A 13145-nucleotide genomic window follows, 5' to 3' on the forward strand; every position below is an offset into this window, starting at 1 on the left:
ATAAATATTATGCGATTAGATAAATTTCTCGCTCATCATTTAGGCATTAGCCGTACAATTGTTAATAAAGAATTAAAAGCGAAAAAAGTTACCGTGGATGGTGAAATCATAAAATCAGGAGCTTATCAACTTAGTCCAGAACAACTTGTCGAATACGATGGTTATGAAATCATACCCATCACACAAAACCGCTACTTTATGTTGAATAAACCTCAAGGCTATGTCTGCTCGACGGATGATCCTGATCATCCAACAATTCTCTATTTTATTGATGAACCCATGTCTGAAAAACTTCATGCAGCAGGACGACTGGATCTAGATACGACTGGACTTGTGTTATTAACCGATGATGGTCAGTGGTCACATCGCATTACATCTCCTAAGCACCATTGCGAAAAAGTATATCAAGTGACGGTTGAACACCCATTAACCGATAATTTAATTGAAATATTTCACAATGGCATCCAGTTAAAAAGTGAAAAAATACTGACAAAACCGGCTAAACTGACAATTATCGATGAATTTCATGCGGAATTAATAATTAGTGAAGGACGTTATCATCAAGTTAAACGAATGTTTGCGGCGGTAAATAATCATGTTATTGCATTGCATCGCAAACAAATTGGCAATATTATTCTCGATGTTCCTGAAGGTGAATATCGTCCGCTTACGGAAGATGAGATTAAATCATTTTGTAAATAGCCAATATAAAGCCGTCATTAATAAGTGAATTTAATGATCAAGCTAATTTAATCGAGCCATTATTATCAAAAAATGAAAAGTTAATAATTAATGAAAGCCAACAATCCATGAAGGAATCGCTACGTGCAGCCCTATGACAAACCAATAGAGATCAACATCTCGAAAAAAGCACTTATTTTTATTCTTGGATTATTATCTATGTTAATGCCACTATCCATAGATATGTACTTACCAAGTATGCCAACCATCGCCGAAAATTTTCATGTTTCTGATGCAACAGTACAACTCACCATTAGTTGTTATTTATTGGGATTTTCATTTGGTCAACTCATTTTTGGTCCTTTAACTGATAGCTATGGGCGCCGTTATGTCTTAATTTTTGGGTTAATTATTTTCATATTAGCTTCTATAAGTTGTGGAATTGCGGCCAACATTCATCAATTGATTACGGCTCGATTTTTTCATGGTATAGCTGCTGCTGCAACAGCTATCGTTGTGAACGCATTAATGAAAGACATTTATCGTGATCGTGATGAGTTTTCTAAAATGATGTCTTTTGTTATGTTAATCTCAAATGTCGCTCCGCTACTTGCACCGATTATTGGCGGATTTGTATTATATTGGTTTAATTGGCAAGCCAATTTTTTTGCCCTTGGATTAATTGCATTGTTGTGTTTAGTATTCGTTTTTACGGCTATTCCAGAAACATTAAGTCAATCTAAACGAGATAAATTTAGTTTAACGCGCATTCTCAGTAATTTCATAACGTTATTTCGGCATAGACAAGTATTGTCTTATATGATGATCGGGGCATTTTCAGGGGCTGGATTATTCTCATTTCTTAGTTTAGGGCCATTTGTCTATATGAACTTGCATGGTGTCGAATCAATCCATTTTGGTTATTATTTTGCGCTCAATATTACCGTAATGATTATAATGAATACGATTAATAGCCGTTTTGTTCGCCGTGTCGGTTCAATCAAAATGATGCAATTTGGGCTTTTAATTCAATTTATCATGGCTATCGCACTTACAGTGGTAACTATAACCAATTTAGGGTTTATCTATTTAGTTATCTGTGTAGCGGGTTATATTGGTTGTATATCAACCATTGGCGGAAATAGCATGGCGGTGGTGTTGGATTTCTATTCTCATATTGCAGGCACGGCATCTTCGCTGGCAGGCACGCTTCGATTTGCGGTAGCGGGGGCTATTGGTGTAATACTTTCTACGTTAGTCGCTGCTCATCCCCAGACAACCGTTAATCATAACATGAGCGAATGGCTCATGGTTGGTTCAATGGTAATCTGTAACTTTATTGCGGTCAGTTTATTTTTGCGTATAAAATCTTTCAGAAGGAATGAACAATGATCTATCAATTGGGTGATTTAAAACCACAAATTCATCAACGCTGTTTTATAGCTAATTCGGCGGATATCATTGGTAATGTAGTTTTAGAAGAAGGTGTTTCAATTTGGTTTAATGCCGTTTTACGAGGTGATATCGCACCTATTCACATTGGCAAAAATAGCAATATACAAGATAATTCAACGATACATATTGAAACGAATATTCCGTGTATCGTAGGTGAAAATGTCACCGTTGGCCATAATGTTATTCTTCATAGCTGTACCATTGACAATAACGTTTTAATTGGCATGGGCAGTACCATATTAAATGGTGCTAAAATTGCCAAAAACTGTTTAGTCGGTGCCAATTCCCTTGTTACGCATAGCTTACCCTATGAAGAAGGTTGCTTAATTCTTGGCTCCCCAGCTAAAATCGTACGTAAATTAACGCAAGCAGAAATCGCAGCCAATATTGAAAATGCACAACATTATGTTCAAAATGGCGAAAGATTCAATAAAACGCTCAATCTTGTCGATTAATCGTAGCCCAATAAATTGTGATTTAAACATATTCACTCTGTGAGAGATTGCAATTTATGGTAAAATACCAACCATTTACTGCGATATTTTTAAGGTACATGTTTGAAAAAGCAAAAAATCACAGGAAAACAGATAATAATTGAACTTATTCTATTAGCGTTAATAGGATTATCCGTTTGCTTGTTTTTATCACTATCGACTTATAACTCATCGGATCCGGGTTGGTCACGTACGGCTTGGCATTATCCTGTCAGTAATTTTGGTGGTTTAATTGGTGCCTATGCTTCCGATATTTTGTTCCAATTTCTAGGCTATATTGCATTTAGTTTACCTGTCATTATTGCATTAATTTGTGTACAGTTAGTTGGTTATTTTTATCGACATGCTAACGAACCGATTAATTATTTCAGTGTCTCTTTTCGGATAATTGGTATTTTAGCCTTTGTTTTTAGTAGTACGGGTTTTTTTGCATTAAATATTAGTGATCCAAGCGAATTTGAAGCTGGTGGTTATCTTGGTTCAATCGTCATAGAAAATCTTTTACCTATGATGAATAACTTTGTTCTTTCTTTGATTCTTCTTGCTGTTTGTTTTGCTTGTGTTACTTTATTAACGGGGCTATCTTGGCTTTACATAATTGAAAAACTTGGTGCTTTTGTTATGGTTTTGCTTACGCCAGTAAAATGGTTATTGTTATCCCGTCGTGTCAATCACGTTAATCAAATCGATACTGACCCCAAAAATCAAAAATTATCTCAAGACCAAGAACCTCAAATAACACTGTCAATCAATTCAAATAGTAGTCAATTAGATATTATGGATGATTTTCAAACAAATATAAGCAGTGAGAATAGTGAGCCGTCATTAGAAACAAGCATTAATAAAACATCTGATAGCTCAACAACCTCTTTAGCGGCTAACGAGAATGAACAACTCATCAAAACAGCAGCAGAGCTACTACAAACATTAGAAACATCAAAACAAACGCAATCATCCAAAAAAACATCGAGCAAAAAGAATAGCAATGAACTTAATCAAAGTGATATCTTAGCTCGTATGGAATTGATTTTGAAAAACATCAATGAACAACAAAATCAAGACCAGATAACTCAAGCTGACGGTCAAGACTTTCAAGCTAAAAAGCTTGAAATAACAGAGCCTTTTGAAGAAGATAAATACACTATCACCGATGCGCCGAGCAAACCGTTATTTACCTTAACGCATAATGCGAACGAAACAAAACCCGATAGTCAAATTATTGTACCCCACGATGAAGCAACCAGAGAAATATCATCTTTTAAAGAAGTAGTTACACCTTTTACCACAAAAGTTGAAAATCAGAATCAATTTGAAGTTGAAAACCAAATAACACCACAACCCGAAGATGTCGACATTGATGTACTTAAACAAGAAAACCCAATCATCGATGATATATATCCAGAAGAGGTAAGGCTTGAGGAGACTCAAGTGCAAACTTTTGCTTTACGTGAAAATGACAGCGAAGAGGAAGAGAATGATGAGGGTGAAAGTTTGATTCACCCATTATTAAGACGTGATGATAAACCATTACCAAAACCAACCACACCACTGCCGTCATTAAACTTGCTTACTGCACCACCAACAGCACGCATTGAAGTGGATCATGCAGCCTTAAATGCGATGTCAGAATTGATTGAAAAAAGCCTTTCTGACTATCGAGTCAAAGCGAAAGTTGTCGATTACATGCCTGGCCCAGTTATTACTCGCTTTGAAATTGAGCTTGCACCAGGTATCAAAGCTGCTCGTATTTCTACGCTAGATAGGGATTTGGCACGTTCGCTTTCAATGCCATCTGTACGTGTGGTAGAAGTCATTCCAGGCAAACCTTATGTTGGCATAGAGTTACCGAATAAAAATCGACAAACAGTCTATTTTAGAGAAGTCTTAGACAGCCCACAATTTAGAAATGCCCAATCGCCACTTACGGTCGTGTTAGGTAAAGATATCTCAGGGCAATCTGTAGTTGCCGATTTAGCAAAAATGCCACATTTATTGGTTGCCGGTACCACGGGGTCGGGTAAATCCGTTGGTGTCAATGCCATGATTTTAAGCATCTTATATAAGTCATCGCCAGAAGATGTCCGGTTTATTATGATTGACCCTAAAATGCTAGAACTGTCGATTTACGAAGGGATCCCGCATCTATTAACACAAGTCGTGACCGATATGAAAGACGCCGCTAACGCCCTTAATTGGTGTGTTAATGAGATGGAAAAGCGTTACCGACTTATGTCAGTTTTAGGTGTACGCAATATTGCTGGTTATAATGAAAAAATTAAACAAGCAGAAGAAATGGGTAGACCGATTCCCGATCCACTTTGGAAACCAACCGACAGTATGGATCTCAATATGCCGACATTGGAAAAATTACCTTATATTGTCGTCATGGTTGATGAATTTGCCGATCTTATCATGGCAGTAGGTAAAAAAGTCGAAGAATTAATTGCAAGGCTTGCTCAAAAAGCACGGGCTGCGGGTATTCACCTTGTATTAGCAACGCAGCGTCCATCCGTAGATGTAATTACAGGTTTAATCAAAGCCAACATCCCTACGCGTATTGCTTTTACAGTGTCGAGTAAAATAGACTCACGCACTATTTTGGATCAAATGGGGGCAGAATCGTTACTTGGTATGGGAGATATGCTATATCTTGCGCCTAATAGTTCAATTCCGATACGTGTTCATGGTGCATTTGTCCGTGATGAAGAAGTCCATGCGGTCGTTCAAGATTGGAAAGCACGTGGTACGCCAAAATACATTGAAAATGTCACCGTAGCCACCGATGACGGCGAAAGCGGTAGTTCAGATAGTCTTGACGAAGAACTGGATCCCCTATTCGATCAGGTTGTAGAATTTGTTGTTGAAACTCGCCGAGCTTCAATTTCAAGCGTTCAGCGAAAATTTAGAATTGGTTACAACCGAGCAGCAAGAATTGTGGAGCAAATGGAAGTCGAAGGCATTATCAGTGCGCCAAGCCACAATGGAAATCGTGAAGTACTTGCTACATCATCGCATAATGATTACTAGTTCTTCAATTACCAATCTATTTTTAAATAGATTGGTAATGTGCCAGTTTAATTCATTCAGTTACCTTTTCTAACAATTTCAAAAAGACAAGCAAGTTTGACATTTCATATAGGTATTAATCATATAGGTATTAATCAATAATGAACGATTATTCAAAGCAAGTGGCATTCATAGAATCAAAACTGATTAAAGATCAGCAATCTTTACCAGTACAATTTGCCATTAAAGCTCTAATCAGAGAGATATGCTTATCACCCAAACCTGGGCTGGTTGATATGAATAATAACGGTGCTCACCGTGATATGAATTTTCAAACTTTTATTGCCAGTATTGAGGCAATATCGTGTTGGTTTGAACCCTTCTATCAGTATGGAATAGATTCAGCTAATAAAGATCCTCATCTTTTTTTAACTGATATAAGACCTATCGGGATACAGTGCGAACAAGCGATGTACCATGCTACACATCAAATTAATACCCATAAAGGTGGGATTTTTGCTTTTGGTTTGCTACTTGGCGCTATCGGTAGATTAACGAAACAACAACGAGAAATCAATATTCAAAGTATCAGCTATGAAGTGTCGACAATTTGCCAAGGCATTGTTGATCATGAGCTTAAACAAAATCATCAAATAAAATCTGTCGGTGAAAAGCTATTTAAACTACACAACCTATCTGGCGCACGAGGAGAAGCAGAATCAGGTTATGCTACAGCAATAAATATCTCGCTCCCTATTTACAAACAGATGCAACATAATGGTTATAATGAAGAAGATTCCTTATTACAAGCATTGCTATACTTGCTTGCCTATAATCAGGATACCAATTTGGTATCAAGAGGAGGGCTTGAGGGTTTAAACTTTGTCAAACAACAGGCTAAGCAGATTATTTTGCAAGGTGGCATTACACACCCAGATGGCATTCAGCTATTAACTCAACTTGATGATAAGTTGATTGAACGCAATTTAAGCCCTGGTGGTTCTGCTGATCTTATTGCAATAACCTGGTTTTTGTCTCAATACTAGCAAAAAATGATATTGATCAAAAAAAATTTAAAATAATATTGATTATCATTACTAATGATATATTATTTCACCCCCCAAAGTATTAAATTAACTTAAAAAAACAATGAAATTGAAATCAATATCTTTATTAGTAATCAGTGCTTTTAGCGCCAATTGTGTACAAGCTTACAATCATGATGTGACTACAGACATTATTTTACCTTTCAACCAAATCGATGAACGTTATTTTTTAACAAATAGCAGCACTACACCAGTGAATATTATTGCAGAAAATGGTTTAACGATTAAAGATGATGCATCTTTCCATTTGGGTTTTAGTGGCAAAACAGCTACCGAACCCGCCTCAAATGCACAAGGTGACATTAACATGTTCATCAAAGGCAATTTTCAAATCTATAATGACACGTGGATTGGTAAATTTGATACCAAATTCTTTACCCAATATTTAGGATTACACAGTGATTTTCCTTTTGATCCTATAGAGCACGATATTAACGTTCATGTTTCGGGTGATATTAATGTTGAGTTAGGTGCAGATAAACAACGAGGTGGTTTGATGATTTTAGCCGGTAACGTAATGCGCACCGGCCCAAATTCTACAGGAAAAACAACGGTTATTGTTGACGGTGATACGAATATTCGTAGTGGCGATAATCATCTAGCTGGCACCGCCTCTGCCCCTGCAAGACTGACCACCCGTACCTTTAATTTAACGGGCGGAGACATTGAAATCATTGGTGCAAAAACAGTATTAGAAACGACAAACAAGGATTCTAATCGTTCTTCTGTTTTAATAGGTAAAACAGGCAAAATGATTGTCATGCGAGAGGGAACGGTTGATGTCAGCCGTGGTGGTAATTTCGATGTTGTAGATCAAGGAATCTTGAGTGCCAGCCGAGGTAATGGTTTTATAAAACTCGCACCAAATGGACAAGTAAATGTTGGTAAAAATGCGACAATCGAATCCTCTAAGGGTTCACTGTCAATTAGTGATCAAACCAATAAAACATCTCAACTCAATATTGATGGTATCGTTAGCTTTGGTATTTCTGATACCAAACAGGTCAATGTGATACGCGGTGATAACATCAATCTTTCATCTAATGCCAAATTTTCAGTAACAGATGACTTTATCAAAAATGGATTGAAATATACGACAACCGATGTAAATGCGACAGTTTTAGCCGCAAATAATAAATTAACGATACACTCTATTCAAGACGGTCAACTAAAACCACTTGTTCAAAATATTTATGGGGACTTGAACTTTAAGCAATCGGGAAATGAACTTGTATTTGTCAATGCGAGCAATGTCACCAATTTCGATGATGTAAAAAATGCACAAAATGCAGCTAAACGCCAAGTCTCACGTTATTATCAACAATCAGGTATTTCTTCAAAAAATGTCGCAAAACGATTGACCGATAATTTGGTAAAAGTCGCTTATGAATCAATGTATAACACAAATAATAATGAAATGATAAGTAAAACTAATACCAAAGCTGGGGAATTAAATTGGCAAATACTCAGCAATATGGCACGTGGTAATTTAGCCATTGAATCAAAAGGAACGACACTATTTTTTAATCAAAATATCGCTGGGCTTTATAATAACAATCATGGTTTACACTTAACTGAAATCGCAATGAATTCACTGAATGATACCAAAGCCATTTTAGATAAACGAGGTCACCAATTTCATCTAAACCAAGGTGAAGAAAATAATTTATGGGTTAACCTGACTCACCATTATGAAAATACCGATAATAATCAGGGCATTTCTGGATATAAATACACCTCTAATGGCTTTATGCTCGGGTTTGATAAAGAAGTTATCGATAATCTTTTAGTGGGTAGTGCCATTGGTTATTCCACAGGGAAATATAAGGATAAAGCGGCTTCATCAAATGATTCTGATATCCATCAATATCAAATTCAGTTATACAGCAGTTATAAATTTCCTAATAATATGCTTGGGTCTACGTTCGCAGGTTATTCCTTTGGAAAAAATGATTTAAAAACTCACGATAGTTTTAATACTATTAAGGAAAAATTTAATAATAGAACGTGGAATTTTGGTGGTGCTGTTGGCTATCATTGGCAAAATACCGAAGAATTTGCAATGATTCCAAGTATTGGTTTAACTTATATTTATACCGAAAATAGTGCTCACAATGTTAGCTATAATCAAATCAACTTGGTTAAATATGGTCAAGCGACAAATTCTGCGGTATTGATGCCACTTGATTTGACCACAACATATTCTTTCTTCAAAAATAAGGATAGTCAATTAACTTTAACGGGTCAAACCGGCTATACTTTTAATTTTAGTCGCAACAAATTTGATAGTGATATTACTCTTAATGGTATCAATGGTTTATCTAAAATGCGTAACTATTCATCAAACAGGACTAAAAATCAATATAATTTAGGGGCTGGAATCAATTATCAATATCAGTTGATAAATTTAAATCTTGATTATCAATACTTTGGTCAAAGTAAAAAGAATAGTCATTATTTTACAGCAAGTGCTAAGATAGATTTCTAAAATTTCAAACTTGATTGTATTAAAGTTCGCAACATAAAACTATGGTGGTAAAATGTATCACCTTAGTTTTATATTAAATAATATCTTTCAATCGTTCTTGATATTCAGTATCATTCGTAAACTGCCTTTTAATGATAAAAACGTACATTTATCACTGATGTCTTTAATAAAAATTAGCTATTTACTTATTTACTCTTCTGATTTTAGCACTTAACACTATTATCAAATATAAGGAATACGTTATGACAATCTTTGAAGAAAAAGCATTAGCATTAAGTACAAAACTGCAGTGTAAATTTCATCATGCTTTAGATAATCAGCCTCAATATATCACTTTAGCCATGGAAAAGGTTTTATTTCAGATCCAATACTGATGATAACCTTGCTTCTGAATCTATTTTACCGAATGCATTTGAATCCAAGTTTACTAACGTATTGATGAATAAGTCAACAATACAACCCATAGCCAAAAAATCATTAATTAAATCGATAGAGTATGGAGTCTGTAAATAGCGTATTTAATTAATAATTTTTATCTCATCTGCATTCATATTGTTGAACCATCAACTTTATTGCTGAAGAATAAAATATGAAATCTATGATTAATCAATTAACGCTTAAAACTAAGCTTATCAGTTTGATTTGCGCTGTATTTATATTTTCAGTTGTTGTTCAATATATTTATATTATCTATGTGATAAACAAAGAGTATTTTTATCTGTCTTCCCAACGATTTAAAAATATTGCCGAATTAGTATCAACTAATCATAATCTCATTGATCAAGTCAGTAATCCCACGTCAGACAATTTACAAGCAATCCAACATTATACCGAACAAGTTCGCCAACTTTCTTTAGTCGATTTTATTGTCATTTTTAATATGCAAGGTGTACGGTATTCGCATCCCGATATAAATAAAATAAGAGAACCTAGAGTAGGTGGCAATGAACAAAAAACGTTACAAGAAGCGCCCTATCAATCCTCATCAACAAGAACATTTGACGATTCAATTAGCGCAATGAGTCCGATATTCAATGATAAACGTCAACAAATTGGTATGGTTTTAGTTGGACAAACACGCCAAAAAATTAATTATCTGGCTTCAAAGTCAAGCCAACCAATCGGGTTATCATTATTTGTATCCTTTACGTTAGCTGTTATTTTAGCTTGTTTGTTATCGCGTCATATTTCGAAACGATTTTATGGATTTAAACCTACCCAAATGGCTCAACTTTTTGAAGAACATAATGCCATTATTAGAACCGTCAAAGAAGGCATAGTGGTGATTAACCGAAATGGATTAATTTCACAAATTAATGATGAAGCCGTTAGAATATTACATATGGATAAGAGTAAGGAAAACATTATCGGCAAGCCCATTAGCACCCTGATTCCTAATACACGTTTAAATGAAGTTATGAACAAGGGGATTGCTGAATATGATTGTGAGCAAAATATTGATGGTGTGGTAATTTTGATTAATCGTATTCCATTATATGTAAAAAATAAATTAGTTGGAGCCATTGCTTCTTTTCGTGATATAACTGAAATACGCCAGTTAACAGAGAAATTAAAAGACATTAATCGTAATGCCGACACATTACGTTCTCAATCACATGAATTTAGTAATAAATTGCATGTAATTTATGGGCTAGCCTATCAAGATAATAAAAAAGAATTAGTCAATTATCTAGAAGGTATTATTGGCAATAAACAACCAAAATTAGATGAGATTAGTCAGTACATTAAAGACCCCATTATTGCTGGCTTTCTTAATAGTAAATTGAGTCGAATAAAAGAATTAGGGGTATCGTTAACTTTTAACATTAATGGAATGCTCGCCCCTATTTCTAATCACTTAGTCATTCATAGTTTAATCACTATTCTTGGCAATCTAATCGATAATAGTTTAGATGCCGTTCATAGTTTAGCTGATAAAAAAATAGAGATAAATTTTACTATCCAAAACGGCTATTTTTACATCGAAATCATGGATAACGGGATAGGTATTTCTGAAAAAGAGGTAAAGCATATCTTTCAAAAAGGCTATTCAACCAAAGGAGATAATCGTGGTATGGGATTATATTTGGTTTTATCTTGTGTTAATGAACTTGGCGGTAATATTCAGTTATTCAATCTTGGTAAGAAAAAAGGAACATGCTTTAAAATATCACTGCCATTAGCAGTCCTTTATCGAGAAGTATCATAATTGTAATGACCTGATAATTTATAAATATGTCTCATGAAAATGAAATTAAATAACATATAAGTTACCTAATTGTAGTTAACCGCAATTAGGCTTTAACATTTATTATTTATCTAACGTGATTTCATCCAACGATAAACTAAAACTTGGCACAAATATTTCTAAAAAATAATTCATTTCAGGACTTCCACGTTCAGACAATGTCTTTTTCAAACGCTGCTCAGCCAATCTAAACTCATTATTACCAGCACTAAGCTCTTCAATCGTCTTAAGATAAGCACATAACGCATCAGCCTGTTTGACAATGTTTTTTTCTGTTTCATCATAAAAGTCATCATCAATGAGCGTTCTAAAATCATCTTGTAACTCTTGCGGTAACATATTAATTAGCTTGTTTTGGGCAATTTTTTCAATCTTTTTGTATTCTGTTGTAATTTGAGGATTATAGTATTTAGTCGGTGTAGGAAGGTCTCCAGTAATCACTTCAGATGCATCATGATACATAGCTAATAAAGCGATTCTTTCAGGATTAACTTTTCCATCAAAATGTTTGTTTTTGATGATTGCTAACGCATGTGCAACAAAAGCAACTTGAAGACTATGCTCAGATACATTTTCTATTCTAACATTGCGCATTAACGGCCAACGATTAATTAATTTTAATCGTGAAAGATGAGCAAAAAAATGGCTTTTATTCATATCATCATCTCATGAGTTATAAAAACAAAAACGCTTCCATTAAAAAATGAAAGCGTTTAAATTCATTTTTAAAACAAATTGTTAAGCTAAAACAAGCTGTTTTGTACCCAATGCGAGCGGAACAGTTTGATCATCAGCAAATGTAACATATTCCCATGCACTTTGTTTAGCTAACAACGCTTGTAATAATTGATTATTTAATGCGTGTCCTGATTTGTAACAAATCACTTCACCTATCATGTTGTGACCACTCATATACAGATCGCCGATAGTATCTAGCATTTTATGGCGAACAAACTCATCCTCAAATCGTAAACCATCTTCATTGAGAACTTTATAATCATCCACCACAATGGCACAATCTAAACTACCACCTAAGCACAAACCTTTAGATTGTAATGCTTCGATATCTCGCATAAAACCAAATGTTCTTGCACGGCTAATCTGACGAATGAAAGATTCAGATGAAAAATCCAACTGATAACGTTGAGAACTATTATCAATTGCTGGGTGATGAAAATCGATTGTAAAATCCAATCTGAATCCACTATATGGTCTCACTTCAGCCCATTTATCCCCATTTTCAACACGTACCGTCTCTTTGATGCGTAAAAACTTTTTAAGCGCATTTTGTTCAACAATGCCAGCATCAAGCAGCAAATAGACAAACGGGCTTGCGCTACCATCCATAATAGGAATTTCTGGTGCATTAACCTCAATAATAATATTATCAATACCCAGTCCTGCTAATGCTGAATTGATGTGCTCAACCGTCGAAATACGCACATTATCTTCATTAACCAGACAGGTACAAAGCATTGTATCGCGAACCGATTTAGCATCCACAGGAAAATCAACATAAGGATTCAAATCAGTTCGACGATATATAACACCCGTATTTTCAGGAGCAGGACGCAACGTCAAAGTAACTTTTTTGCCAGTATGTAAACCGACACCAGTTGCTTGAATTGTCTTTTTTAATGTTCTTTGTTTCATTAGCACCTACTGTT

General features: G+C 35.0%; 9 protein-coding genes and 2 pseudogenes. 9 read left to right on the forward strand and 2 right to left on the reverse strand.

From position 1 onward, the window contains the following. Positions 1–9 precede the first annotated feature (9 nt). The 9 genes and pseudogenes from rsuA to ACGH6R_RS04830 all read left to right on the forward strand — a co-directional run bounded on the left by rsuA (position 10) and on the right by ACGH6R_RS04830 (position 11439). The gene (gene rsuA / locus ACGH6R_RS04790) at positions 10–702 is read left to right on the forward strand and encodes a 16S rRNA pseudouridine(516) synthase RsuA (RefSeq protein ID WP_411599041.1); all 693 of its coding nucleotides are present in this window, start codon (positions 10–12) and stop codon (positions 700–702) included. Between the two features lie 123 nt (positions 703–825). Continuing rightward, positions 826–2073, forward strand: a complete 1248-nt coding sequence (locus ACGH6R_RS04795) for a Bcr/CflA family multidrug efflux MFS transporter (RefSeq protein ID WP_267352330.1) — start codon at positions 826–828, stop codon at positions 2071–2073. Next, positions 2070–2591: a gamma carbonic anhydrase family protein gene (locus ACGH6R_RS04800; protein WP_411599042.1), complete on the forward strand. Its 522-nt coding sequence runs from the start codon at positions 2070–2072 to the stop codon at positions 2589–2591. The genes ACGH6R_RS04795 and ACGH6R_RS04800 overlap by 4 nt, the downstream gene beginning before the upstream one ends. A gap of 102 nt (positions 2592–2693) precedes the next feature. Next, positions 2694–3230 (forward strand): annotated as a pseudogene (locus ACGH6R_RS04805) (DNA translocase FtsK 4TM domain-containing protein); the annotation flags it as partial. Positions 3231–4115: 885 nt separating this feature from the next. Further along, positions 4116–5657, forward strand: a pseudogene (locus ACGH6R_RS04810) (DNA translocase FtsK); the annotation flags it as partial. A 140-nt stretch (positions 5658–5797) separates the two neighbouring features. Beyond that, complete coding sequence (gene citG, locus ACGH6R_RS04815; protein ID WP_411599043.1) at positions 5798–6682, forward strand: triphosphoribosyl-dephospho-CoA synthase CitG; 885 nt, start codon at positions 5798–5800, stop codon at positions 6680–6682. Positions 6683–6785: 103 nt separating this feature from the next. Continuing rightward, the gene (locus tag ACGH6R_RS04820) at positions 6786–9230 is read left to right on the forward strand and encodes an autotransporter outer membrane beta-barrel domain-containing protein (RefSeq protein ID WP_411599044.1); all 2445 of its coding nucleotides are present in this window, start codon (positions 6786–6788) and stop codon (positions 9228–9230) included. Between the two features lie 242 nt (positions 9231–9472). Then, positions 9473–9604, forward strand: a complete 132-nt coding sequence (locus ACGH6R_RS04825) for a hypothetical protein (protein WP_267352334.1) — start codon at positions 9473–9475, stop codon at positions 9602–9604. Between the two features lie 215 nt (positions 9605–9819). Further along, on the forward strand, positions 9820–11439 hold the full coding sequence (locus tag ACGH6R_RS04830) for an ATP-binding protein (RefSeq protein ID WP_411599045.1): 1620 nt from the start codon (positions 9820–9822) through the stop codon (positions 11437–11439). A 102-nt stretch (positions 11440–11541) separates the two neighbouring features. On the opposite strand, the gene yfbR is transcribed toward ACGH6R_RS04830, so the two are convergent. Further along, entirely contained in the window at positions 11542–12135 is a 594-nt protein-coding gene (gene yfbR, locus ACGH6R_RS04835; protein WP_411599046.1) for a 5'-deoxynucleotidase, read from the reverse strand. 81 nt (positions 12136–12216) lie between these two features. Further along, a complete protein-coding gene (gene lpxC, locus ACGH6R_RS04840) occupies positions 12217–13131 on the reverse strand; it encodes a UDP-3-O-acyl-N-acetylglucosamine deacetylase (protein WP_267352337.1) in 915 nt (304 codons plus the stop codon). Positions 13132–13145: the final 14 nt, after the last annotated feature.

Origin of the sequence: Gilliamella sp. CG13 (assembly GCF_046635805.1) — a bacterium.
Taxonomy (GTDB): Bacteria; Pseudomonadota; Gammaproteobacteria; order Enterobacterales; family Orbaceae; genus Gilliamella; species Gilliamella apicola_I.

Coding starts and splice junctions, on each gene's coding strand:
- rsuA (WP_411599041.1), top strand. CDS start 10: ATGCGATTAGATAAATTTCTCGCTCATCATTTAGGCATTAGCCGTACA.
- ACGH6R_RS04800 (WP_411599042.1), top strand. CDS start 2,070: ATGATCTATCAATTGGGTGATTTAAAACCACAAATTCATCAACGCTGT.
- citG (WP_411599043.1), top strand. CDS start 5,798: ATGAACGATTATTCAAAGCAAGTGGCATTCATAGAATCAAAACTGATT.
- ACGH6R_RS04820 (WP_411599044.1), top strand. CDS start 6,786: ATGAAATTGAAATCAATATCTTTATTAGTAATCAGTGCTTTTAGCGCC.
- ACGH6R_RS04825 (WP_267352334.1), top strand. CDS start 9,473: ATGACAATCTTTGAAGAAAAAGCATTAGCATTAAGTACAAAACTGCAG.
- ACGH6R_RS04830 (WP_411599045.1), top strand. CDS start 9,820: ATGAAATCTATGATTAATCAATTAACGCTTAAAACTAAGCTTATCAGT.
- yfbR (WP_411599046.1), bottom strand. CDS start 12,135: ATGAATAAAAGCCATTTTTTTGCTCATCTTTCACGATTAAAATTAATT.
- lpxC (WP_267352337.1), bottom strand. CDS start 13,131: ATGAAACAAAGAACATTAAAAAAGACAATTCAAGCAACTGGTGTCGGT.